This window comes from Leyella lascolaii, from assembly GCF_900079775.1.
GTDB lineage: Bacteria > Bacteroidota > Bacteroidia > Bacteroidales > Bacteroidaceae > Prevotella > Prevotella lascolaii.
This window is the reverse complement of sequence record NZ_LT556036.1, coordinates 241,840-267,431: the sequence shown is the minus strand read 5'-3', so window position 1 is coordinate 267,431 and position 25,592 is coordinate 241,840. Positions and strand designations below refer to the sequence as shown.

The 25,592-nt window shown below is 45.8% G+C and carries 24 protein-coding genes and 2 pseudogenes; 18 read left to right on the top strand and 8 right to left on the bottom strand.

Going from position 1 to position 25,592, the window contains the following annotated elements; all coding sequences use genetic code 11:
- Nucleotides 1-6: 6 nt before the first annotated feature.
- On the top strand, nt 7-381 hold the full coding sequence (locus tag BN4609_RS04280) for a virulence RhuM family protein (RefSeq protein ID WP_068855635.1): 375 nt from the start codon (nt 7-9) through the stop codon (nt 379-381).
- Nucleotides 382-474: 93 nt separating this feature from the next.
- Here the strand turns inward: BN4609_RS04280 and BN4609_RS04275 are convergent, their stop codons facing one another.
- Both BN4609_RS04275 and BN4609_RS04270 read right to left on the bottom strand, forming a co-directional pair.
- Nucleotides 475-777 (bottom strand): helix-turn-helix domain-containing protein, encoded by a 303-nt coding sequence (locus BN4609_RS04275; protein WP_068855418.1) that lies wholly within the window; start codon nt 775-777, stop codon nt 475-477.
- A 41-nt stretch (nt 778-818) separates the two neighbouring features.
- Nucleotides 819-1,130 carry a helix-turn-helix domain-containing protein gene (locus tag BN4609_RS04270; protein WP_068855417.1) on the bottom strand — a complete coding sequence of 104 codons (312 nt, stop codon included), beginning with the start codon at nt 1,128-1,130 and terminating at the stop codon, nt 819-821.
- Nucleotides 1,131-1,679: 549 nt separating this feature from the next.
- Here BN4609_RS04270 and BN4609_RS04265 point away from each other — a divergent pair.
- The 7 genes from BN4609_RS04265 to BN4609_RS04235 all read left to right on the top strand — a co-directional run bounded on the left by BN4609_RS04265 (nt 1,680) and on the right by BN4609_RS04235 (nt 10,716).
- A complete protein-coding gene (locus BN4609_RS04265; protein WP_068855416.1) occupies nt 1,680-2,111 on the top strand; it encodes a DUF3408 domain-containing protein in 432 nt (143 codons plus the stop codon).
- 181 nt (nt 2,112-2,292) lie between these two features.
- Complete coding sequence (locus tag BN4609_RS04260; RefSeq protein WP_068855415.1) at nt 2,293-2,658, top strand: plasmid mobilization protein; 366 nt, start codon at nt 2,293-2,295, stop codon at nt 2,656-2,658.
- A 9-nt stretch (nt 2,659-2,667) separates the two neighbouring features.
- A complete protein-coding gene (locus BN4609_RS04255) occupies nt 2,668-3,606 on the top strand; it encodes a relaxase/mobilization nuclease domain-containing protein (RefSeq protein WP_068855414.1) in 939 nt (312 codons plus the stop codon).
- A 2-nt stretch (nt 3,607-3,608) separates the two neighbouring features.
- On the top strand, nt 3,609-4,274 hold the full coding sequence (locus BN4609_RS04250; RefSeq protein ID WP_068855413.1) for a hypothetical protein: 666 nt from the start codon (nt 3,609-3,611) through the stop codon (nt 4,272-4,274).
- A gap of 5 nt (nt 4,275-4,279) precedes the next feature.
- The gene (locus BN4609_RS04245) at nt 4,280-5,488 is read left to right on the top strand and encodes a site-specific integrase (protein WP_068855412.1); all 1,209 of its coding nucleotides are present in this window, start codon (nt 4,280-4,282) and stop codon (nt 5,486-5,488) included.
- A 236-nt stretch (nt 5,489-5,724) separates the two neighbouring features.
- Nucleotides 5,725-6,744, top strand: a complete 1,020-nt coding sequence (locus BN4609_RS04240) for a restriction endonuclease subunit M (protein WP_068855411.1) — start codon at nt 5,725-5,727, stop codon at nt 6,742-6,744.
- Between the two features lie 6 nt (nt 6,745-6,750).
- The gene (locus BN4609_RS04235; RefSeq protein ID WP_068855634.1) at nt 6,751-10,716 is read left to right on the top strand and encodes an Eco57I restriction-modification methylase domain-containing protein; all 3,966 of its coding nucleotides are present in this window, start codon (nt 6,751-6,753) and stop codon (nt 10,714-10,716) included.
- 144 nt (nt 10,717-10,860) lie between these two features.
- Here BN4609_RS04235 and BN4609_RS04230 read toward each other — a convergent pair whose 3' ends face one another.
- The 6 genes and pseudogenes from BN4609_RS04230 to BN4609_RS04205 form a co-directional block, all read right to left on the bottom strand.
- Nucleotides 10,861-11,364 (bottom strand): very short patch repair endonuclease, encoded by a 504-nt coding sequence (locus BN4609_RS04230; RefSeq protein ID WP_084791353.1) that lies wholly within the window; start codon nt 11,362-11,364, stop codon nt 10,861-10,863.
- Nucleotides 11,365-11,367: 3 nt separating this feature from the next.
- A complete protein-coding gene (locus tag BN4609_RS04225; protein WP_068855409.1) occupies nt 11,368-12,717 on the bottom strand; it encodes a hypothetical protein in 1,350 nt (449 codons plus the stop codon).
- A 4-nt stretch (nt 12,718-12,721) separates the two neighbouring features.
- Nucleotides 12,722-14,857 carry an ATP-binding protein gene (locus BN4609_RS04220; protein WP_068855408.1) on the bottom strand — a complete coding sequence of 712 codons (2,136 nt, stop codon included), beginning with the start codon at nt 14,855-14,857 and terminating at the stop codon, nt 12,722-12,724.
- Nucleotides 14,839-16,119: a DNA cytosine methyltransferase gene (locus BN4609_RS04215; protein ID WP_241033187.1), complete on the bottom strand. Its 1,281-nt coding sequence runs from the start codon at nt 16,117-16,119 to the stop codon at nt 14,839-14,841. The genes BN4609_RS04220 and BN4609_RS04215 overlap by 19 nt, the downstream gene beginning before the upstream one ends.
- 244 nt (nt 16,120-16,363) lie before the next feature.
- Nucleotides 16,364-17,140: pseudogene (locus tag BN4609_RS04210) on the bottom strand (phage integrase SAM-like domain-containing protein); the annotation flags it as partial.
- Between the two features lie 35 nt (nt 17,141-17,175).
- On the bottom strand, nt 17,176-18,405 hold the full coding sequence (locus tag BN4609_RS04205; protein WP_068855407.1) for a site-specific integrase: 1,230 nt from the start codon (nt 18,403-18,405) through the stop codon (nt 17,176-17,178).
- A gap of 285 nt (nt 18,406-18,690) precedes the next feature.
- On the opposite strand from BN4609_RS04205, the pseudogene BN4609_RS16890 reads away from it, so the two are divergent.
- From BN4609_RS16890 to BN4609_RS04155, 10 genes and pseudogenes are all read left to right on the top strand, one after another.
- Nucleotides 18,691-18,870 (top strand): annotated as a pseudogene (locus BN4609_RS16890) (tyrosine-type recombinase/integrase); the annotation flags it as partial.
- Between the two features lie 48 nt (nt 18,871-18,918).
- The gene (locus BN4609_RS04195; RefSeq protein WP_164071569.1) at nt 18,919-19,560 is read left to right on the top strand and encodes a hypothetical protein; all 642 of its coding nucleotides are present in this window, start codon (nt 18,919-18,921) and stop codon (nt 19,558-19,560) included.
- Nucleotides 19,561-19,801: 241 nt separating this feature from the next.
- Complete coding sequence (locus BN4609_RS04190) at nt 19,802-20,041, top strand: helix-turn-helix transcriptional regulator (protein WP_068855404.1); 240 nt, start codon at nt 19,802-19,804, stop codon at nt 20,039-20,041.
- Between the two features lie 3 nt (nt 20,042-20,044).
- On the top strand, nt 20,045-20,773 hold the full coding sequence (locus BN4609_RS04185; RefSeq protein ID WP_068855403.1) for a hypothetical protein: 729 nt from the start codon (nt 20,045-20,047) through the stop codon (nt 20,771-20,773).
- The gene (locus tag BN4609_RS04180; protein ID WP_083380898.1) at nt 20,691-21,353 is read left to right on the top strand and encodes a P-loop NTPase family protein; all 663 of its coding nucleotides are present in this window, start codon (nt 20,691-20,693) and stop codon (nt 21,351-21,353) included. Before BN4609_RS04185 ends, BN4609_RS04180 begins: the two co-directional genes overlap by 83 nt.
- Before the next feature lie 289 nt (nt 21,354-21,642).
- Entirely contained in the window at nt 21,643-22,089 is a 447-nt protein-coding gene (locus tag BN4609_RS04175; protein ID WP_206196536.1) for a plasmid mobilization protein, read from the top strand.
- Nucleotides 22,086-23,357: a relaxase gene (locus tag BN4609_RS04170; RefSeq protein WP_068855401.1), complete on the top strand. Its 1,272-nt coding sequence runs from the start codon at nt 22,086-22,088 to the stop codon at nt 23,355-23,357. Before BN4609_RS04175 ends, BN4609_RS04170 begins: the two co-directional genes overlap by 4 nt.
- Before the next feature lie 25 nt (nt 23,358-23,382).
- A complete protein-coding gene (locus BN4609_RS04165; RefSeq protein ID WP_241033185.1) occupies nt 23,383-23,832 on the top strand; it encodes a hypothetical protein in 450 nt (149 codons plus the stop codon).
- A gap of 194 nt (nt 23,833-24,026) precedes the next feature.
- A complete protein-coding gene (locus BN4609_RS04160) occupies nt 24,027-24,638 on the top strand; it encodes a TetR/AcrR family transcriptional regulator (RefSeq protein WP_068855400.1) in 612 nt (203 codons plus the stop codon).
- A 130-nt stretch (nt 24,639-24,768) separates the two neighbouring features.
- Nucleotides 24,769-25,590 (top strand): class I SAM-dependent methyltransferase, encoded by an 822-nt coding sequence (locus tag BN4609_RS04155; RefSeq protein WP_068855399.1) that lies wholly within the window; start codon nt 24,769-24,771, stop codon nt 25,588-25,590.
- Nucleotides 25,591-25,592 lie beyond the last annotated feature (2 nt).

The window sequence follows — 25,592 nt, the reverse complement described above, 5'->3', positions numbered from 1 at the left end:
GCAAGTATGGAAAGAGGAATAATCACAATCACTGAAAACGGGGTGGTCACTATGCCGACCGCTCCCGTTTGGATGACGCAGCAGGAAATGTCCGACGCGTTCAATGTGTTCGGCTGTGACATCCGCAAGGTTGTCCATGCCATATACAAGAATGGCGAATTGTTGGAAAGCGAAACGAAGCGGTACATCCGGCAAGACAACGGGATAAACTACGATGTGTATAGTCTTGAAATGATAATAGCTATAGCCTTCAAACTACGCACTAAGGAATGTATGGCTTTCCGGCGGTTCATCATGGACAAACTCTGTTCTTTCAATAGAGGAAATTCCATCCATTTGTTCTTTTCGCTATCCGATACCTATCCACGATGCACGTGTTAGAATGACGCGAAACAACCTTCTTGTATAGAGAAAGCCGATGGCGGCAGGAGAACTGCCCGACCATCGGCTTTCTCTGTTTTTGCATGTGTCTAATCACGTACCCAAGCGGTATGCGTTCCGATAGCCGCTCATCACCATCTTTTCGATGTCCGATTCCTTGTATAGGATTTTACCGCCCAACTGGTAATAGGCAATCATCCCGTTGTTGCGGTAGTCCTGCAAGGTGCGGCGGCTCACCTTGAGCCATGCCGACACTTCCTTGTCCGTCAGGAACTGTTCGTTACTTGGCGAAGCCTTATGACTCGCATCCATTCTTTCGATGCCTTCAAGCAAGGCATCCAGTTGTCCGATGAAGCCGACCTCCAGTTCACAGTCGGCAAGAATCAAGTCGTTCATAATTTACAGTGGATTTAGTGGTTGTACTTTCGATTGTCTGATTAGATGCTACAGCCACGATAGGCTGCATCCTTACGCCTGTCCTCCACGAGCCGGACGATGCGCTGCACGTCCTCCGGCTTGTAGAAAATCTTATGTCCGATTTGCGAGTAAGCCAGCGTGCCGTTGTCGCGGAGCGTCTGCAAGGTTCGCGGACTGATGCGCAACTGTTGGCAGACCTCTTGGTTATCCATCCAACGGCTGAGCCGTTTCCCTTCCCTCTTGCGAAGGATTTCATTCACCCGGTCGGACAGGCGGTTGAGCTTGCTGACCATTTCTTCGTACTTTTCTTTCGAAATAATTACTACATCCATGTCTTATACTGATTTTAGTGTTAATAATTCATTTTGCCTGTAAAGTAAATCCGTTGTTCGCATGGAACAATGGAATTGCAATGAGGTGGCAGCTTGTGGCAGCAGGTGGTCGGGAGTGGCGTTATCCGCCGAACCCGTAACGTCTGTTCCAAGCATCCGTGATGCAAAGAAAAGCTAAGTCCGGCATAATCCGACTGCTTTGCACCTGCGTGGCAGCATTTGGCGCCGGTGTGGTAGCCTGTGGCGTTCTTCGGGTTCCTATATACTCCTTGAAAGGGACTTCATCTGTTTCACGCCAAGCCATGTCCTTAAATCTGTTCCAACCATTCCAATTAAGCCCTTAAAGATCCCAATGTTCAAGTCTTGCACTATGGCAAAACGATGCAGCACGAACCGTTCCGGCAATGTGTAAAGTGCAAAACCGTACATTGTTGCCACAGCCAATCCATTTGTTTGACAGCCTGCAATACAGGCGTTTCCTTTGCAACCGATAATCGGTCAAATGCGCGCACAATGACCAACATTGTTAAACACTAAATTCAAACAAGTATGAAGAAGAATTTAAGCAGCCAAAGTATGGATGCAGCATTGCAGGATTTTTTAGGCAACAAGCCGAGTATGGAAACTCAGAAACCCGAACCACAGCCTGCCGACACGCAGGAACAGGCAAGTGGGGCTGTGCAGGAAAAAACAGATGAAGTCGTATCGGAACAGGCGGACGGAACTCCGCAGGTGGTACGCCGCATCAGCGGCAAGCAGCGACGGGCATCGTTGGAGGAGTACAAGGAAGCCTTCCTCCCTGTTCCGTCCATCGAAGACCGCAAGCCCATATTCCTAAGCAGAAGCACGCGTGATGCCCTTGACCGCATCGTTCGTATGTTCGGCGAACGGCGGATTAGCGTGTCTGGACTGGTGGAGAACATCGCCCGGCAGCACCTTGCCACCTACGGGGAGGACATCGAGGCATGGCGTAAACTCTGAGAATTAAGAAGTGGATTGACTGGGTTCAATTCAGAGTTACCCTGAGCCTATCCAACGAAGTTTTGAGGGGAGCAAGTTTGTGTTTCGGGCATACCGAAACCGCCTGTTCCCACTCATGAACTCCGTGGAAGCTACATCCCGTTGGTCTATTATGTATGCACACTTTAATCATTAGGAATCAATGGAACAGAAACGGAAAACTGGCAACAGTAATAAGGGAGGCCGCCCCAAGAAAGGAGCGGCAGACAAGCTGAAATACCGTCTAACGGTGAAGATGGCGACATCGGACTACTACACGCTGAAAGGCAAGGCACGGAGCGCGGGCATATCCGCCGGGGAGTTCCTGCGCCGTTGCATGAGGGACGGGCAGGTGAAGGAACGGCTTACGCCGGAACATACGGATTATGTCCGCAAGCTCTGCGGCATGGCGAACAACCTGAACCAACTTGCGCACAAGGCGAACGCCGCGGGCTTCGTCACGGTGAGGATGGAGTGCCGCATACTCGTGGCACGGATTGAAGAACTGCTGAATTTAATCCTCTTATGACAGCCGGATATGATAGCTAAAATCGTAAAAGGAAGCAGTTTCAAGGGTGTGGTAAACTACATCCTTGAAAAGGAAAAGGACACTAAAATCCTTGTCTGTGACGGTCTGTTTGCCGAGGACAAGGACACGATAGCCATGAGCTTTGAGGCACAATCAAGGATGAATCCAAAGGTTACGAAGCCCGTCGGACACATCTCGTTGGCTTTCCATAAGGAGGATGAACACCGCCTGACCGACCGCGCAATGGCTGGAATGGCGTTGGAATACCTGAAGGAAATGGGGATAACCGACACGCAGGTTCTCATCGTGCGCCACTTCGACAAGGAGCATCCGCATGTGCATATAGCGTTCAACCGAATCGCCAATAATGGCAGGACAATCAGTGACCGCAACGAGCGGATACGCAGCGCACGCATCTGCAAGGAGATTATAAGGAAGTACAGCCTTTATCTCGCCAGCGGCAAGGAACAGGTGAAACAACACCGCCTGAAAGAGCCGGACAAGACCAAGTACGGGCTTTATTCCATCCTTAAATCGGAGGTTTCAAGGTGCGGCAACTGGCGGCAATTAGCCGCTAATTTGGAGAAACAAGGCGTGGATATGCGGTTCAAATACAAAGGCAAGTCTGGCGAGGTGCAGGGTGTGGTATTCACCATGAACGGCTATTCGTTCAGCGGTTCCAAGATTGACAGGCGGTTCAGCTATTCCAAAATAGACGCTGCATTGGAACGTAACAGGCGCACAGAGCGAATGGAAATGCAACCACTCTCGCGTCATGAAGAACTGCCCTCGTTTCAACCTGAATCAAGTGGCAGCGATGATTTATACAGCGGTTCGATAGGTCTTTTCATACCGGACAACACGGACGGACTGGATGAGGAAAACCGTTTCGAGGAAGAATTAAAACGCAGGAATAAGAAAAAGAAACAACGTAAAATAAGATTCTAAATATGGACAATAACGAAGTATATGCGCTCTTTGAGGGCATCAAGAACGACCTCAAAGGTATCAACGGGAAATTGGAGAACGCTTCAAAAGTAGCAAATGACCAAGCAAGCGGACTGCCTCCAGCGGTGGATTTGACAGCCGTAAAGGAGCTGTTTGACAGTTCCGCAAAAGAGCATCAGGCACAGACCAAAGCCATGCTGACCAAATTTGCGGAAGCGGAGGTTTACGCATCGAACAGGATTCTGCATCTGTTACGTGATTTAAAAGAGATGTTTGCCCGAAGTTCGGAAGAACGATATATCGAGCCACAGGAACATATCCACCGCCATAGCTTTGACATCCGGTCAAGCAAAGTGTTTTCTCTTTTGGTCGGCATGGGCATCGTATGCAGCCTTTCCATCTGGGGAAACATCGAGCTATGGAAATCCAAGCGTCAGTATGCGGACGATGCCTTGAAGTTCCGTGTCATCCGTTCATGGGGAGGATGTAATGCGAAGCATATCCTTTGGCTGAATGACGTGTTCGACATCCACCGCAACGAGGAAGCCATCGAATGGATACGGCAAGAGGCTGACGGCTACGACAAAGGATTAAAGACCTTGTCGGACAGTCTGATACAGGAGAAGTTGAAAGTGACACAAATGACGAATAACAATAACCAAAAGTAAGGTGAATGGCATCGGTAAAAGTGAAATTCCATCCTTCCGCCACAGACGGCAGGGAAGGCAGCATATATTATCAGGTGATACACAACCACGCGGTCCGCCAAATTACGGCAGACCTGCATGTACATGAAAGCGAGTGGAACGCCGGAACATCGTCCGTAACAATTCCTTCATGGGCTGATGCGGACAGGAAGCACCACCTTCGTATGATTCAGAAACACATCAGCCGTGACGTACTACGGCTGGAGAACATCATCCGCGACCTGACACTCAAAGGTGCCTGTTCGGCAGATGCCATTGTGGACGGTTATCGAAAACAGACAAGCCTGCAATCGTTCTTCAATTTCATGGATTCCGTCATCGGGCAACTGAAACGCCTGAGCAGGGAACGCACATCGGAAACCTATGCGTCTGCTTTGTCCAGTTTCATGCGTTTCAGGCGGAACAAGGATATACAGTTTGACGATATGGATGAGGACTTGATAATGGAATACGAGGCATGGCTGAAAACAAATGACGCATCCCTGAATACCATATCTTTCTATATGCGTATCCTGCGCGCCACCTACAACCGTGCCGTGGAAAAGGGGTTGACCGTACAGAAACATCCCTTCAGGCATGTCTATACGGGAATGGACAAGACCGTGAAACGCGCCATATCCCTGAAGGACATCCGGCGCATCAAGGAACTTGACCTGACGGGAAAGCCGCATTGGGAACAGGCAAGGGATATGTTCCTCTTTTCGTTTTACACCCGTGGAATGTCGTTCATTGACATGGCTTATTTGAAGAAGTCGGACTTGAAGAACGGCATATTGAGTTACCGGAGACACAAGACCGGACAACAACTCCACATCAGGTGGGAAAGCTGCATGGAGGAAACCGTGGCGAAATATGCCGCAGGATGTTCCGGTGATTACCTGCTCCCTATCCTGAAACTGCCTTCCAAGAAACTGCGCAGCCAATACAAAAGCACGCTGTTCCGCATCAACAAGTACCTGAAAGAGATTGCCCAGCTGTGTGGCATTGCCGCACAGCTTACCATGTACGTGAGCAGGCACTCTTGGGCAAGTATCGCCAAGAGCAAGAACATTCCCATTTCAGTCATCAGCGAGGGCATGGGGCACGATTCGGAGGAAACCACGCGCATATACCTCGCGTCATTGGACGGTTCGGTGATAGACAAAGCGAACTTGCTTATTCTGAAAGACTTGTAATCGGAAGTTGTTTGGGAATAATGGGGGGGGGGTGCTTCTGTCGGGAGATACACTATCGAATGCAAAATTACACATTTTTGTGAAAAACGGGCAATTTGCACTCCATAAAAATGCGTCAGACAAGCATTAAAGCAGCATTGAAACGGCTGTTGTTTTACAAGTGATAAATAAACAACCTGATTATCAGACATTATGCTCTCCCGACAGGAGATACACTTTAACATGAGTGTATCAACATGCCTGAAACAGCCGACATATTGGAGAACAGCATCTTGCAGGTTTCCCCCGGATTGCTGTCCACTCTGCTAAAAGACCATACGACGAGCAGGGGCGATGCCGTGTGCAACATATTCTGGGCGACTTCCAACTATGAACACCTTGGCAAAGGGTATGGCTACCATGACCCGATATTGCCCGAACTCATTACGGGTGACAACGGTCAGGTCATCATGCCCCGTGTCCTGAAGCACAAGGACACCCAGTCGGCGCGTGTCCGTGACATGGCAGAGGTGTTCACTCCTGCGTGGGTGTGCAACGCGCAGAACAACCTCATTGACGAGGCGTGGTTCGGCAGGAAAGACGTGTTCAATACGGAATACACGTCAGAGGACGGTACACACGGTTGGAAAACGAATCCTGAAAGAATCTCTTTCCCCGAAGGAAAGACATGGAAGGATTATGTCCGTGACACACGTCTTGAAATCACCTGCGGCGAAGCGCCCTATATCGTCTGCCGCTATGACGCCACCACAGGCGCGGTCATTCCACTTACCGACCGTATCGGACTGCTTGACCGCAAACTGCGCGTGGTCAGCGAGAACACCGAAACTTCCGGCGAATGGTTGGAAGCCGCGCAGGAAGCCTACAAGAACATATATGCCTACGAATGGCAGGGCGACTGTTTGCTCATTGCCCACGAGTCCATGCTTGCCTCCTTTATAGAATACTACCGTACCAAATTCGGCAAAGACCCGTTGGCGAAGTCAGTCAACTACATCGCCTACATCATATCTTGGAACGTATGGCAGATGGACGGGCTGAAAGGCGTCGTGCCGGACAGTTGCCACGACAAGGTACATACAGAGATGTCGCTTTTCGGTGAGAATACGAAAGTCGTCACACCTTGCGAGGGATGCAAGACGGACAACATTTACAGGCACAACGGCACTTACTGCCTCATAAAGGACTGGCGTGCCAAAGACCCGCAGACCGGGCATAAAGGCAAGCGAATCCGATACATCGACCTCCTAAAATGAATGTCTATGAAATATTTTTCTTCCCTTAAACTGAAGCTGGTATACGTGTTCCGCATCAACGATGCCGAGCACGAAGGTTGCCTGAAGATAGGCGAGGCTACCTGTGACGATGAGAGCGTCATCGGACTGGCAACGAACAGCAAGCCGCTGAACGAGGCGGCAAGGAAGCGCATCAACCAATATACACAGACCGCAGGCATACGCTACGACTTGTTGCATACCGAACTGACGCTGTACAACCGTGGCGGCTTGCGCTCGTTCAACGACAAGGAGATACATGCCGTGCTGGAGCGTTCTGGCGTGAAGAGGAAGGTGTTTGACAAGGAGAACAAGGCTAACGAGTGGTTTGTAACGACGCTCGATGTGGTAAAACGTGCCATTGCAGCCGTCAAGGAGGGCAAGGAATCCCTGTCACCGACAGAGGTGGCGCACGGGCGCAGCCCCATCGTGTTCCGCCCCGAACAAAGGAAAGCCATTGAGAAGACGGAAAGGCAGTTCAGGAAAGGCAACCAGATGCTATGGAACGCCAAGATGCGCTTCGGCAAGACCCTTTCCGCCCTACAGGTGGTCAAGGACATGAATTTCCGTCGGACGCTCATCCTGACCCACCGCCCCGTGGTGGACAGCGGATGGTTTGAGGACTTCGGAAAGATATTCTATGACCGCAACGACTTCGCATACGGCTCGAAGAACAACGGGGAAAGCCACAAAAACCTTGAGCGCAGGGCAAAGACTGACGGACTGCATTATGTCTATTTCGCCTCCATGCAGGACTTGCGCGGCTCTGAACTTGTCGGCGGCAACTTCGACAAGAACAATGAGGTGTTCGCCACGCCTTGGGACTTGGTTATCGTGGACGAGGCGCACGAGGGAACGCAGACCGAACTTGGCAAGGCGGTGATAGCTGAGTTGGTCAAAGAGGATACAAAAGTTTTACGGTTGTCTGGTACGCCGTTCAATCTCTTAGACGATTTCAAGGAGAACGAAATCTACACATGGGACTACGTGATGGAGCAGCGTGCCAAACTGGAATGGGACAAGACCCACTTCGGCGACCCCAACCCGTATGCGACACTGCCAGCCATGAACATCTACACTTACGACCTCGGACGTTTGCTGAAAGAGTTTGTCGATGAGGACGTGGCTTTCAATTTCCGCGAGTTTTTTCGTGTGGACAAGGAAGGCGACTTTGTCCATGAACGTGACGTTTCCGCTTTCCTCAACCTGCTTACCAAGGAGGACAAGGAAAGTTGTTATCCTTTCGCCAGCGAGGAATACCGCAATGTGTTCCGCCATACGCTGTGGATGGTGCCTGGCGTAAAGGAGGCAAGGGCATTGAGCACATTGTTGCAACGACATCCAGTGTTCCAGCATTTCCACATCGTAAACGTAGCAGGTGACGGCGACGAGGACGAGGAAAACCGTGGTGCGCTTGAGATGGTAAATGAGGCTATCGGAAAAGACCCGGACGCGACACGCACCATCACCCTGTCCTGCGGACGCCTGACCACGGGCGTGAGCGTTCCGGCGTGGACAGCCGTGTTCATGCTATCAGGTTCATACAACACGGCTGCTTCCAGCTATATGCAGACCATCTTCCGCGTGCAGACACCTGCCACCATCAACGGGCGGGTGAAGGAGCAGTGCTACGTGTTAGACTTTGCGCCCGACCGCACGTTGAAAGTGCTTGCCGAGACTGCGAAGATTTCCGCCAAGGTTGGCAAGACCTCGCAGGACGACCGCAAGACGATGGGCGACTTCCTCAACTTCTGCCCGGTCATTTCCATCGAAGGCTCGCGCATGGACAAGTTTGACGTGCCGCGTATGCTGGAGCAGTTGAAGAAGGTCTATGTGGAGCGTGTGGTGCGCAACGGATTCGAGGACAACAGCCTATACAATGACGAGTTATTGAAGCTGGACGATTTGGAATTGAAGGAGTTTGACGACCTGAAGAAAATCATCGGTCAGACCAAGGCTATGCCCAAGACCAATCAGGTGGATATCAACAACCAAGGGCTGACAGGCGAAGAATACGAGGAAAAGGAGAAGCTGGAGAAGAAATCCAAGAAGGAACTGACCGAGGAGGAGAAGCGCAAATTAGAGGAACTGAAAAAGAAAACGAAGAACCGCGAGGCGGCTATCTCCATTCTCCGTGGCATCTCCATCCGCATGCCCTTGCTCATCTACGGTGCGGAACTGGACGATGAGGACGAGGAAATCACCATTGACAACTTCGCAGAGAAGATAGACCCGCGCTCATGGGAGGAGTTCATGCCCAAAGGGGTGAGCAAGCAGAAGTTCAACGCTTTCAAGAAATACTACGACCCGGACATCTTCCGCGCCGCAGGCAAGCGTATCCGTGCGATGGCGAAAGCGGCTGACAAGCTGAGCGTGGAGGAGCGCATCGGACGCATCACGGACATATTCAGCACGTTCCGCAATCCCGACAAGGAAACAGTACTTACCCCGTGGCGCGTGGTGAATATGCACTTGGGCGATTGTTTAGGCGGTTATTGCTTCTATGACAAGGATTGCGAAAATACTCTTAACGAACCGCGCTTTATTGCCCACGGCAAGGTGACGGAAGAAGTGTTTACTCCTAATAGTCGCATCCTTGAAATCAATTCCAAGTCGGGATTGTATCCGCTTTACATGGCTTATGGCATTTACCGCTCCCGGCTGAAAGACAGCACCATTTCTGCCGAAACGCTTGAAGAACAGCAGGCGGTGTGGGACAAGACCGTTGCCGAAAACATTTTCGTGGTATGCAAGACGCCGATGGCAAAAAATATTACTAAACGGACGCTTGCAGGATTCCGCAAAGCGAAAGTGAACACACGTTACTTTGAGAATTTAATCAACCAAATCAAGAACAAGCCCCAGAACTTCATAGAGAAGATGGCAAAGGGACGCTCGTTCTGGAAAGCTAATGATGACGACAATATGAAATTCAATGCAATAGTAGGCAATCCGCCATATCAGGTTATGGATGGAGGGGCACAAGCCAGTGCAACTCCAATATATAATAAATTCGTTGATATTGCAAAAGCAATAAGTCCTACTTATATATCAATGATTATGCCAGCTCGTTGGTATTCAGGAGGAAAAGGACTCGATGATTTTAGAGAATCTATGTTATGTGATAAACAAATTTCCTTATTGCACGATTATTTAAATGGAAAAGTGTGCTTCCCGAATGTCGAAATAAAAGGAGGTATATGTTATTTTTTATGGGATAGAACATGGAATGGAGAATGTAGCATTTTCACTCATACAGAAACAGAAAACATACATTCCGTAAGATTTTTAAAAGAGAAAGGTGAAACTATTTTCATCAGAGATTCACGTATGGTCAATATAAAACAAAAGGTAGCGTCTTTGCATTTTCAAACATTTTCTAGTCTTGTTTCAAGTATGAAACCGTATGGCTTACGGGGAGACTTTTTTAAGATTCCAGAAAAATATGGATTTCCTAAAATTAAGGAAACAAAACAAAATGGAGATGTTACTATCTTTGGATTAGACGAGAAACAACATAGGGTTAAACGGTATATTCCCAAAGATTACCCTTTACCCAAGACCAATGGGATTATTGATTACAAAATTTTCATTCCACGTAATTTTGGTTCTGGTCGTATAGAAGATAACATCGTTACGACCATCATAGGGCATCCTTATGAAATTTGCACTGAAACATTTGTGCAAATATATCCTTTCAATTCGTATGAAGAAACACTTAATTGTGACAAGTATTTGAAAACAAAATTCGTCCGATTTATGATAGGCATTCGCAAACAAGACCAAGGAGCAAGTCGTGATGTTTACTCATTTGTTCCGATACAAGATTTCTCAGACAATAGTGATATTGATTGGAGCAAATCTATTTCTGAAATAGACCAACAACTCTATGCCAAATATTACCTAACTGATAAAGAAATCTCATTTATTGAAAGAACGATGAAACTGATATAAAAGATATAGTATAAAGATTGGACCAATAAATTATACCAATTTTCACCATGCCAAGCTATCATTAAAGCAATCAAAATTCTTAATTTGTTGCTTTCAATGAAATCTGAAAACTACTATTTATGTCTATATTTGTAACTATAAACATTAAACTTGAATTTGATTATCATAAGATGCATTTGGTTCTGCTGCTATATTGGTATTAGCGTTTTGTTGATTATATTCAGTCGTTGTACTGACAATATCAAGATATAATGCTTCCAATGTAATATTTCTCTTAACCATTGTTTTAATCTCACATTCCCAAATACGAATTAAACGCCAACCTGCCAGTTGCAAATCCACGTTGTTAGCGTAATCACGGGCAATGTTCATAACTATCTTATGTCGCCAAAAATCAATATTGGTTTTCGGTAATCGATAATACTTGCATCCTTTATGCCCATGCCAGAAGCACCCGTCAATAAAAATAACAGTTCTATATTTTTTCAGTACAATGTCCGGCGATCCTGGTAATTTGTGATTGTTGACACGATAGCGCAACCCTTTCGAGAACAAAAAACGCCTTACCTCCATTTCCGGTTTAGTGCCCTTACTCTTAATAGCCGCCATGCAACGGCTCCGCTGTTCATGTGTCATCACATCTGCCATAATTTATTCAATTGTTAGTAATCCTTGACGGTTTATGTGTCTTGATAATTTAGAAAGAATTTCTGCCAAAACAACCTGCTTTAGTTTGATATTACTATTGCCTACATCCTCTTTCTCAGAGGTTAAATATCTAAAATCCAAAATGAAGAAATAATCGGCTTCCTTTAGTCTATAGTAGAAGCTTGGAGATATAAAAAGTGCATCGCTAGAACTGTCAAACCATTTTCGGAATTCTGATTTGACAAATATTCCAGGAATAGCTTTACTCATTTTTACTTTCTTTTGCGCATAATCGCAGGGGGCATTTATTACCAGTTTGAAAATATCCCAATCTTTTCTTATATTTTTTCTTATAGTTGAATAGTATTTATCTAAAGATTTGGTAGGATTCTTACTACTTTCAATTTCTTTTTTATCTAATTCCGGAATAAAATCTGTATTCGGAGTAAAGCAAAAGCATAAAATATCCTTAAAATCAGAATATTTTTCAGATGTTATCACTATTCTTCCAGGTTCTTTGGGATGAGTTTGACAAAAGGTAAAGATTAATCGCTCATTAAAATGCGAAGTTTTGATATCTCTATTTTCAAAATCTGAAGTAAAACTTAAATCTTCGTCAGTATCGGAACTTACTTCTTCTTCTATTGTTTCATGTAAAAATAGATTCAATGTATGGAATGCTGCTCTTAATTTATCAGGGTCAGATAAATTTTCAAAGTTTTTACCAGAATAAGCTTTCCCCCATTTTGTGAAGATCCAGTTCGCCGTTTCATCCCAATCTTTATCATTAATACAAGAAAGGCCATCTTCAAGAGCATGATTAATCGCACTATGAATATGATTCTCCCAAAGCAATAAATTACAAAATGATGTATGGGGCTTTAATGCGTTTGAAATCCGTTCAAACAATTTTTCTATTCTTTCTTCAAATTCCTCTGTCGGTTTTCCTTCCAATGTAAAATAGTCTGATTTCTGTAAAGGAATCGAACATATGGGTTTTCGATTTTCTAAATCATGATTAAGCCGTTCGATAATTTGATTATATTCATCAGTATTTCTACTCCAGCATATAAGCATATACGGGAAATTTCTCTGACCGATTAACCTATTCATTACAGCATACACCATTGAATATAATTGCTGTATAGGATGGACAGAATCGTCAATCAGATTAATATCCAAGAAAACGATACGAACATCAATATTTGAACCCTCTTGAGGAAGATTTTCAGGTGTACCATCGTAATATGAATATGACAAACGTGATTTTCCAAACTCTTTCATTAATGGCAGAGCTTGTTCAATACTATTATCTATAATTACTATTCTTCCGTTTATTGGTAATATGTTCATTATTCTATTTTTTTAGGCAGAAAACAATAATAGCACCATTTTTATAATCTAAAGGAATTGAAACATCATCAAATTCTGGAAATTTCAATGTTCCTTTTTGAGCAACAAGAATTTCATTTGCGATGTGAAGTCCTAATCCGATTCCATCTGGCTTTGCTGAAACAAATGGTTCTGTTACAGTGTCCGTCGGCAAAAGAAAACCAACACCATTGTCTGCAAAGATAATATTTAAAAATTTATCATCTTCTGTAATGCCTACATAGAATTTCTTGTGTTCACACTTAGATTGTTCTAACCAATATATTGAATTATCAATAATATTCATTATTGCCCCAACAAAAAGACTTCTAGAAATCTTCACCTTTTTTGTTCCTGAGAAATTTTTATATTGACGTTCAACTTCAATGTCATGAGCTTTCAAACGATATTCTGTATTGAAAAGAGCATTATCTATTACATGGACTATGTTTTCTGTTTTTCGATCTGATTTTCTAATAATATCAGCATAGCCATCTATCAGAGATGATAAATGTTCAACAAGATTGATAGCGCGAGCTGATGCTTTCTCTGATTTTAGGACAAGTGAAACTTCGGCTATAATTTTCTCAACTTCGTGTACGATGACGCTCATGTTAAGTCCGGCACCTGCGGCCTTCAACAAATTGTCGCATACTAATTTGTAATCTTCCTCTATTTTCAAAAGGTACTTATTAATGCGAGTCTTTATCGGAGTTTCTTTGATTTTGTCATCGACAAATTTTTTGAGATCTCCAATTACTTGAAGCACAGGTTCAGATTTAGATGTTGGACCATAAATAGCACGGATTCTACTTTTGTCTTCAAATCTTAAAGTTTCGACAATATTTATAACATGAAGTATAGCGTCTTTAAACAAATGATATGCTTTGTTTTCAACAAATCCTTCTCTGTTTGTTTTTTCAATAAGACTTTTACTTGAAGCCCTATCCAAAGAAATAGCTCCAAGAATAATGTTATTACTAAGTTTTTTCCCAGGCTGATTTACTCGACGAATATCTAGGTTTAGCCAATCATTCCCAACTTCACCATAATCGTAAACACGAAGGCCGTCACGATATACCCTTACCCCTCCATTCGTATCAAGATATTCTTTCAATCCTTGTTTATCAGAAAGACCTAATTTTAAGACAAAAGCATCCCTGTCAAAGATATAGCCCTCAAATTTTACAGGCCCAATTTCAATCCCATTTTCATTGAGAGAAAAATCTCCATCACTATTGATAAAATACTTGAAATTATTTATAAGTTTCTTTTTAATGTTTGATTCATTTTCGGATAAATGATTATTCCATTCTATGGAGTAGGAAGATAATTTAGGCATTGTATCCCAAGGCGTAAAATCATAATAAAAAGATGTGATTCCATTGTTCTCCAATGTTGCTTTAAAATGATAGATTGCATATCTCTTAATATCTTTCCAATCTATCATCCCTTCTACCCAATCATTATGGCCGTTGCAAATTAAAACAGTCTCAAAACTATCATCAGATTCAAAGGGACTGCTTAATAAGTTTATAGCTCTCTTTATTCCACGTACTTCTCCTCTTGTCCAAGATTTATTTAGATGCGTTATTTTGATGATTGTACCATGACTACTGTCTATAAAATTTTCGGGCACATCTCGTTCTATGACGACAACAGGCACATCATTTAGGTATTTGGATTGTAAAAATTGATTCCAATCTATTCTTACAGCATATTCTTTACCAGTAGACGTTTTCGTCACTAATTCGATTTCATGACCTAATTTGTGGACACCAAAACGTCCGATTCCTTTTTCCCCAATTGGAAGTCTTCCTTTGGGAGAACGTTTGCCTTTTGCCACAATTTGAGATTTGGAATCACTTCCCGGTTCCAACCAACAATTGAGTATTGTATCCAAGTCCATCCCCCAACCATCATCTTTAATGATAATTTCACCTGTTTCTATATTATGAATATTAGACATGACGATGGTCACCTTAGAGGCATCTGCGTCATAAGCATTTTTCACTAGCTCAACAAGTGCAATACTTTCATTTTTTATGAGTTGATCACCGAGTTGCAGTAGCATTCTGGCTCTTGGCTTAAATGGAGCTTTTATTATATTGTTTTCGGACATAATGATTTTAAAATTGCTTTGGCAATGGCATAAGCCATCAATGGAGGCACAGCATTACCAATTTGTTTAAATACGGATGAACGTGAACCCTCAAAGAAAAAATCATCAGGAAATGATTGTATTCTTGCAGCCTCACGTACTGAAATAGATCTAATGGTATTTGTAGAAGGGTAGATATAGTAATGACCGTCTTTAGAAATATGTGCAACCACAGTATGACATTTCCCATTTAAATCTACTACTTTGAATCTATCCAAAAAGGATGTTGTATTATTTATAGTCCTGATTTCGTCTGGGAAATCAGAGTTTTTAATTCTAACGCCATTATTCAACCACATTTTAACTGCCATACGGTATTTCTTAATGTCCATATGGTTGATTGGGCGTGCTGTATGTAGTGTAAGAATATCAGAATCATTACGAAGATTAAATCTGCGAAGATAATCAGACGGTTCGGAACGATATTCAGACGAACTTTCTCCAGCATAGATTGATGGAAGATCTGAGAATATATCTTTGCACGTCCAATCATTTTGAACTTTTTGAATTATAGGACATCCGCGATCAGACGATTTTCTCCAACCAAATATAATTACCCTTTTTCGATTCTGCATTACACCATAATCTGATGCGTTCAGAATAGCTAAATAAGTTTTATATCCAAGTTTCCTAAAATGACTCTTTATATTCTCAAAATGATTTTTCTTTGAACTCAAAAGTCCCAATACATTTTCAAATACAAATCCCATCGGTTTATATTTAGCCAAGAACTTGCCATATTGCAAATATAATAAACAACGCTTGTCGTCTGCAATACTTGCATTATGGCGATTTAGCATAGAAAATGCTTGACAAGGAGGACCTCCGACAATAAAATCGACTCTTTTCCTACGTTGTCGTTTTAAGACACAATCTATATAAGAAAAAATTGTTTCTATCGTTTCATCGGAAATTTCTTTATTGATTACCGATGAGATTAAATCTTTAGGAAGTAATTTGTAGAGTTCGTTTCTGGTTATTTCGTGTTTGAGATACTTTGTATAATTTAAATACCCACCATTTTCTTTAAGATAATGATAAGCTAATCGTGTTTTAATAGTATAGCAAGCATCTGGATTCATTTCTACATGGGCAACCGGCACAAAACCACATCGTAAGAACCCCTCTGAAAGAGCAGATGTTCCTGCGAACAAATCAATGTATGTATACTTACGGCTTGCGTACATTTTTCCTAAAATAAAATCAGTTGCAAATTTAATCATTTTATTTTATCTGCCATTAGTAATCATACTTTTTTGAATAAAATAGCTATTGTGGATTGCACAAGGTAAAGTCAACAGAATACATTTAATGACAAAAAATCCATCATTTTATACAGCTGTTTTGATTTTATTTGCTACCTTTGCATCAGTTGATTGATTATTGGAATTGAGCAGAATGGTGAACCTCGGTGGTTTCTAAACCATTACCTATCCTCTTTTTGATTGATGACAACTTCTTGATTTACAGCCATATTTCATTCAGTGCAACATTTGTGAAGCTCAAAAACAGGAATGCCCTCCGGCCCAGTTCCTGCAAGGGGTCAAGCATGGGTGTTTCGAGGATGGTTTTCAATTCGGCACGGCTGATGTGCCTGTGCTTCGGTGCGGGCTTCTTCTCGTATTCCATGTCCTCCAACGGGTTGGCACGGAGTATCTCATAGTCCACGGCAAGGTACACCAGCTTGCTCAGCCAGCAGAGGCACTTGTTGATTTGCTGTGCGCTGAAATTCTTGTTGCGCTTCATGAACGCCTTGTAGGAACTGCCGAAGTCCTCCGTGATGTCGGTGAAGTCGATGTCCTCCTTGCCTAATGAGGTTAGGTAGTCTTTCAGGTATTTCTGGTAATATCCCGAATGGCGGTAGGTGGACGTGGAGTTTATCTCCTTTGAACGGGCAAGCAGCCGCTCACGTTCCCTTTCGCCCATCTGTAACAGCTTGGTGGGGATAACTGCTCTTTTCGCCAATGTGTTTTTCAGCAGTTCGGCGCTCACCACGTTCTGTTTCTTCAACGAGTCCTCATAGGCAAGCTCAACGGATTTGCGGAACTCCTGCAAGCGGTTGTTCTCTCTGACGGTGCGGATTACGCCCGTCTTGTTGTTCCAGTCCTCCGGCCTGCAATAGATGCCCGTTGCCATCGTGGAACTCTTGCCGTCTATGGTGATGCGGCACAGGACGGCGGTCGTGCCGTCAGCTTTCACTTTGCTTCGGTTGATATACGGTAATATGGAAAATGTACTGCGCATAGATGTATTGTTTTTAAATTGCTGATTTTAATTGGTTACAAAACAAGTTTCAAGTCTTTGGTCGCTTCGATGTATTTGTCCATGTCCTCAAATAGCTTCTTCGGGGTGACACGGGCATAGACCTGCGTGGTCTGGATGTCGGAATGGCCCAGCATCCGGCTGATGGTTTCAATCGGCACTCCGGCCTCCAGCGTAATCAGCGAGGCGAACGAGTGACGTGCCTGATGATAGCACAAGGTACTGCTCACCCCTGCAAGAACGGCGAGCGATTTCATGTGTCGGCGGAGGTTTGGATGGTATATTATCGGGAACAGCGTCGGGCGGTTGTCGTCATGGTATTTCTCTATTAGGGCGAGTGCTTCGGGCAGCAACTTCACGCTTGCTCGAAGCTCGTTCTTCTTGCGGCGATATTTCAGCCAGAGGCTCCCATCGTCGTCCGTGTAGAGGTTCTCACGGGTGACGCTCACCACATCCGCATAGGCGGTTCCCGTATAGCAGGCAAACAGGAAAAGGTCGCGGACGAGTATGTGTGTGGTGCGCCATGCGGGTATCTCCACATCACGGATTTTCTCGAAGTCCTCGCGGCTCAACGCCCTCGGTGTCCGCTCTGTCTTTTGCGGCAGGGTGAAATTGGCGAAATGGCATTTTTCGGCATATCCTTCCTTGTAGGCTATGCGGCATACCTTTTTCAGGATGGCAAGATAGTGGCGCACCGTGTCCACGGCATATCCTTTCACGTCCATTACATAGTTTTGGTAATCATGTATGAACTGTTCGGTAAGCTGTCCGAAAGCAATGTCCTTCGTCTTGAACTGCCACGGGATGAACTCGCCCAGCGTCTTTCTCATGTAGTAATAGCCGGGGTACGTTCCTTTGGCGCGGTCAATGCCGATACGCGCCTTCAAGTCCTCGCAGATGCGGTCGGTCATTCTCAGCAATGTCATCTGCGTGTCCATGCTTCCCTGAAACAAGTCCTTGACCGCCGTGGCGTCAAAGTCCTGTCCGCGCTCCACCAGCATGTCGAACGCCGCATTGACCGCAAGCAGCAGCTTGTCCAGTTTTGCGTTGGTTTCCACCGCCTCACGGCTCTTGCCGTCCAGACGGCTTTCTCGCGCGTTCCACAAATCCGGCCTGCACGACAGCTTGCATCCGAACTGCGCCATCGTACGGTTCACTGTGATACGACCCATTATCGGGGCTTTGCCCGACTTGTCCGTTCCGCTCCTTTTCAGGTAGAGCAGCACCTTGAATTTTTCTACTTTCATACGCTTACTGTTTTTGTTGCAAAATTAACTTATGAGTAAGCGTCCATTGATTTGCAGAACGGTGCGTATCAGCGCAATCGGCACGGGCGTACAACAATTTCATTTTCCGGGCGTTACCTGTCCTTGCTTCGGTAACTGACAGCTAACGGCTTGGTAACTGAAATGGTGCAATATTCCGCACTCCGTTGCGTTTCCAACATTTGGCAGAATAATGAAAAACCGCTCATTTCAAACGGGTTACGTTTTATCGTTACTTGTTTACCAACGGCTGCTTTGTGGGTTCTGTTCCATTTTCCCCGCCACACCTTTGCCACAATGTTGCTGACACTCGGTGCTGACCTTTATACCGTATGCAAGCTACTCGGCCATTCGGATGTGAAGACCACCCAGATATACGCCAAAATCATCAACAAGAAAAAGGAAGATGCCATCAGCCTTATCGACATGGAGTTTGCCAATACCTGAACGGATATAATAATATAGAGTATGTGAAGATTGCCAGATGATTTCAATGTGAACATCCTGCTGCCGGGAGCAGTGTGGCTACTCATATCTGTCCTTGCCGGACGGGTAGCGGTCGCACGGCTTGAGACGGATGCTATTACCGTCGTCATGTTCGTGGTAATCTCGCTCGTTATCTTCATTGTTCCGATGGCTGTCTATATGGAGTATCGCAAGAAAATCGAGCAATTGTCGGAGCGCAAATCTAAAAAGGCTTCTTCACCGTCCGGCAGCGGTTCCTCTGGCAAGTCTCAATCGACCACAGAACCAGAGACAGCATGTCGGTTTTCCTTTCCACCGGATTTCCCGGATGCCCTGAAAGGAGACAGAACTATGATATTTATGGAAGCCTTGCGTCACGAAGGCTTTCTTGATGCAGAATACCGTCCGCATGATGGATGCAATGCCACACTGATGGCTTTCATCGCGGACAGCATAGCAGCAATCTGCAACATCAGCCGCCAGTGGAAAATTTTTGGCGACTATTGGCATTTGAACAATATGCGCCAGTTGTTGGATGTAAAGAACAGCAGAGGTTCCAAAGCCGACAAAGAGGATGTTATAATTTCCATTTTTAAGAAAGTGGCGGAAGCCGACGATAATATCCGCAATACCGATGCATATCGTAGTTGGGAGAGAAATATCAAAATTTAACCGCTTTATCGTTTCAGGCGACTCATCTCGCTTAACATCTGTTTTTTCTATTCCCTGTTTTCGTCTGTTTGCTGTTGTTTTACAGCCGTGCTTTTAAAAGTTTTCCACTTGGCTTTCCATCTGTTTTACAGCAGATTAACAGCCTTTGTCGTGTGATTTCCGATGGCTTACTTTGCACCGTCTTCCTTATCGGAACGACGGCTTTCACAGCCTAAGAAATCACATCAAAAACGACAGAAATATGGAACAGACGAACCAATTAATCTCGACGGCCGAGGTCGCGAAATTTATCGGAATCAAAGTGAGTTATCTTCACAGGCTGATGATGCGACGCGTCATACCTTACTACAAGCCCAACGGCAAACTGTGCTTCTTTGACAAAGCCGAACTGGAGGCATGGATGAAGAATGTACGCGTGGCATCGCATGCGGAACTCGACCAACAGGCACAGAAGTACATCATCAACCGTTCGAAGCGGTAAGTCATGGCGGGCATATACGACTACATTAACCGGTTTTGGGCAGAAGCGGAGCGCAGCCCTTTCAACCCTACGGAGGTAGCACTTTATCATTACCTCCTGTATGAGGCAAACCGCCTACGCTGGAACATGCCGTTTGCCTGCCATACAGCCATCCTCTGCGTGCGGCTCTCGACCACCAAACAGAATATCAGCAAGGCACGGCAGCATCTCAAAGAACGTGGGCTGATAGATTGTCAGGTTGGTACAGGAATCCACACTCCTGCGCTATATTCCTTGACCATACAGCCGTTCCGGCAGTTGCCGCATCAGGTTACCCGACAGTTGACCCATGAGTTGACCGTACAGTTGCCCCATTCTAATATAAAAGATAAAGACGAAGATATTATCAACTCTCAACACGCGCGGGAAGATGGACATAAATCACTGGATGAGCTTGAGTCACTCCTGCTTGCCGATACGGTTTGGCAGGACAAGATTATCGAAGTGCTGGCGAAAAGAGAAAACTGGATTATTGACAGATACAGGCTACACGGGAATATCCGTGACTTCTTTGACGAGCAAAGAATCGGCGGAAACGCGCAGCGGGACGAGAGCGATTGCCGAAGCCATTTTTACCATTGGATTATCAAACGTCTGAATACAACCCGATATGGAACAAAACGGAAATCCCCAACTTATAGAGACTCTGATGTCACGGCTGTGTCAGCCGAGGACTACGAAGGAGCGTTTTAGACTGCCTTTCGATGAAGAGACGGCTGCGAAACTGCTTAAATGTGCCATCGCAGGCGAAGTGAGCCGTTTCGGAGGCACATTTCTTTATCCTGACGCGGTAGACTCACAAGTCAGGAACCTTGCTGCGAGCCTTACCTCCGGCAGACGGTGCGGGGTGATGCTGTGCGGCTTATGCGGCAACGGCAAGACCACCGTGATGAGGGCGTTCCAGAACCTGCTCAATGTAATCAGGATACCGGACAACTACCACAGGACTGTGTATGGTATGCCGATCGTGAATGCCGTTCATATTGCCCATCTGTGTCGGAACAGCTATACCGAGTTCCTGCGGCTGTGTGATATGGAGATGCTCGGCATCGATGACATGGGCATAGAGCCTGTGGAGGTGCAGGAGTTCGGCAACATGCACAGGCCGCTGACTGACCTGCTTGCAAGAAGATACGAGAACCGTGGCTTCTCGTTCATAACCACCAACCTCGTACCGCAGCAGATACGCAAGTTGTACGGCGACAGGATTGCTGACAGGCTGAACGAGATGGTGGACAAGATTGTATTCGACAACCCTTCATTCAGAAAATAAAGGGAAGAATAAAAGCTGACAGAAACAGGATGCAAAAAACATTTCCCTTTGTTCAATTATCCGGCACTCCACTGGCACCAGTCTGTTTTGGCTGTGGCAAGCGGACGGATGGATTGACATGGAGCGGTAGCGTTCAGTTGCGAGGTATGCCGAGGTATTACCGTCTTCGGACAGTAATACCCCGACGCCCTCGCAACAGTCCGGCAGACTGTTGTCCTTGCCACTCGCAGGCTCGCATCATCCCTCTTTTAGAAACCGTTTCACGACTTTTCAAAGACATCTGTTATATATGGAATACGAAGATACCTCCAGTCAGGAGCATGAGCAAAAGAAGCTCGTTATAAGGCGCGACAAGGTGGTTGTCACCAAGGTCACGGAACAGGAGCTTTCGCAAATCAAAGAGACCGCTAGCCGGTGCGGCATGACACGCAGTGATTTCATCCGGGCAAGGGTACTCGGCTACAAGCCACTGCAAAGGCTTTCCGACAGGGAACTGGACGGTTTGCGTCAGCTTGCGGCCTGCCGCACGGACATGGTGAACTTCGCCAACGCCCTGCACGGACTGACCGACAACGAGAAGCTACTCCTTTTCCGGCACGAAGAGACCATGCTTGAATGGTACGAGAAAGTGGCCCATGTCACGAACCATGTCGCCGACTTCCTGCAGTCCACGCAGACGGCGAACAGCTATCCGGCAGGGGCAACAAACCAAGAAGCTAAGGAGGACGGCGCATGATAGCCAACGCAAAGGCGGTAGCCCACGGCATAAGGGCGATGCTCTATGCGTCGGGGGAATCGAGGAACAAGAAGCATCCCGAAAAGATAACGCGCATCTGCGACAACTTCATGCCGCAGGGTATGGACGCTACGGGTATCTGGACGGAAATGAAGTTCGCTACCATGAACCACCCCAACATCAAGAACAATGTCATCCGCATGGAGATTAGCCCGGCGATGGAGCATACCGAAAATTTCACGGTGGACGACTGGCGGCAACTGTGGAATGACTTTGCGGCGGCTTTCGACAGCCAAGAGATACGTGACAAGGACGGCAAGGTCGTTTCCCCACACACCAACGTATCGGGCAGCAAGTCCAGCGTCTGGCTGCACGAGGAATCCAAGAGCGGCATACCGCACCTACATGCCATCGTCTGCCGGGTGGACGAGGACGGGAACATCAACAACGACCACGCCATCCACCTCCGCGCACAACGGGCGGCTGAAAAGGTCGCACGCCAAAGGGGTTGGACTACCGCCATGCACATACACGAGCGGAACATCCCTCAAGTCAGTGCCGACTGCATGGAAGCCCTGCGTGAACTGGACGAATGGTCATGGGACGGTTATAAAAAGCAGCTTGCCGCCAAAGGCTACGAACTGCATCTGCGCAAGGACAAAAAGGACATGATACGCGGCTATGTGCTTTGCAAGGGCAACACAAGGTTCAAGGCATCGGAACTCGGAAAGGGGCGCAACCTGACCGCATCACGCATCAAGCAGACATGGGAGAATCTGCATCCCGAACAGGATAAACAGAAAACCAAACAAGCAAGCCCGACACCCAAACCGACCGCCACACCGACCCCGAAACCTACCGTACCCAATACCGCAAAACAGAAGTCACAGCCCGTTATACGGCAGAGCAACCCGGTTTACGAAGACTACACGGACTATAAGCCGAACAGTCTGCCCACGGAGTTTGAGCATAACGGCAAGGCCTACAAACGCTATCTACCCGGCAAGGTGCTTGACTATTTCAACGACGAGTTCGATTACCAGGAACTGATCAACAGGAAAGACTTGCAGAACTTGGCGATGGACTACTTCACCCTTATAGCGTCATCTTACGAGGTGACATCAGGCGGCGGTGGAGGTGGCTCACAGTCCGACCTCAAATGGGGGCACGACCCGGAGGAAGACGAGATTGAATTTGCCCGCCGTTGTGCGCGTGAGGCTTCACACAGGCTCGGCATACAGAAGAAATCAGGAATAAAACGTAAATGACAACGAATTAAAAACAGCTACGATAATGAAACAACCCGATACTGCCGCCCTGCGTGAGCGGCTTGCCAATTATACACCCGAAGAGGAGTTGAAACAGGATATGCAGGAGCTTGACGGACTGCTTCAAGAAGTCAACTGTCAAATAGTTGGACTTCGCAATCTGCTGAATGAAATCCAAGCCCTGAAAGAAGAACTGCACGGCATACACGGCAGCCTAAAGCACACCGTCCAACGGGAACGGGCGGCCTTCAAGGCTCTGGAAGCAGCCAAGGAAAGTGCCGACAACATTGTGGACGTTATCAGCAACGCCATTGTCAAGGCGGAACGAAACACCGTCATCCGTGCTAAGGTTGATAACAGTGAACTTGCTAAGATGAACCAATGTTCTGCCAATCACATCAAGACAGAGAAAAAACTCTTGGAGGAACATGGTAAAAAGTTAGCCAAACACCTTCAAAAGAATGAAGGTATTTGACTATCAAGTTTTTGGACGAAAATTATGATGTCCTTTTTTATATTTTACACTATTCTACTTCTTATTTATGCTTACATAAAATAAAGTCCAAAGTATATATTGGATATTGTAAAATCCCTAAAATTAGGTATTGCCGGATAAATTTAAGCCCCGTACATTTGCAGAAACAAAATCAGAAACATTGTTCATTATAAATGCAAGTGCTGAAAGAGGACATACGGGGTCGGATATTGACGATTGCCAGGCAGCAATTCGAGAAGAAAGGCTATTCCAAAACTTCAATGCGCGAAATAGCGGAGTTAGCTGGGGTTGGTGTCGGGAATATCTATAACTACTTCACAAGCAAAGATGAATTATTCCATGAAGTGGTCCGTCCTGTTTTGTGCGCTTTGGAAGCCATGCTGCAAGAACACCACGGCATACGGGGCGAAGATATTATGATTATGCGGTCGGAAAAATACCTGAAATCCTGCATTGATGAATATGTTTCGCTTATAGACAAACACCGTTCGCTAATGGAAATACTGTTGTTCCGTGCGCAAGGTTCTTCATTGGAACGCTTCCGTGAGAATTATACCGACCGTTCCACGGAATTGGTTAAGGCGTGGTTCGCGTCCATGCAGCGGAAACATCCCGAAATCAATACGGCTGTGTCCGATTTTATCATTCATTTGCATACGGTATGGATGTTCACGATGTTCGAGGAGCTATTGATGCATTCCGTACCCCGGCAAGAGATGGAGGCTATTTTGCACGATTATATCCTGTTTGAAATCCAAGGTTGGAGGGCTATTATCAAGATATGAGATACAGACAACGTACATACGAACATTCAACCGCATCAGAACGGTTGGTAAGGAGGAAATCTTCACGGAGGTTTCCTCCTTTTTTTATGAACAATTCTGAATATCGTTCACTATTAAACACTCCAAAAATATGAGACAGAAATACGTGTTTAAGAGTATTGTAGCGGAAACATTGCTTATTCCGCTATACATGAGAGCCAAAGAAAGTCGCCGGAATAATCCCATTCTATATGACAAGGCTGCGGAATGGCTGGCGGACAGTTTGGAATACGATTATTCCCAGTTCGACGGGGCAAAGTTGAGCGAAGTGGGATGCGTGGTGCGTGGATGGTATTTTGACTGCGCTGTGCGCCGATTTATTAAAGCACATTCGCATCCGGTCGTGGTCAATGTGGGATGTGGACTGGATACCCGTTTCCAGCGTATCGGAAGTCAGAAAGCAGTCTTTTATGATTTAGATTTGCCTGAGGTCATTGCTCTACGCCGGGAATTGATACCCGAACAGCCGGACAATGTCTATATTGAAGCGTCTTTGTTGGAGACCGACTGGATGGATGACCTGCGCCGGAAACACCCCGAAGCAGAATTTATCTTCATCGTGGAGGGGGTACTGATGTACTTCTACGAGAAGCAAGTAAAATCCTTCCTGCATCACGTGGCAAACCGTTTCGGGGGAGGTGAATTGTGGTTTGACGTGTGCGGCACGATAATGAGCCGACATGGTGTGAAGCCCGATTCGCTCCGCAAACACGAGGCTCAAATCCGTTCCGGCATAAGCAACGGGTATGTGGTGGAACAATGGGAGCCGTCTTTAAAGCTCATTGAACAGGCTAACTATATGAAGTTCTTCCGTTCACGCTGGGGATTCTTCTTCGGGCAGATATTGGGGCGCATCCCTTGGCTCTGCTACAAATTCAGTTCATTGCTCGGATATAAAATCACATCAAAATAGCG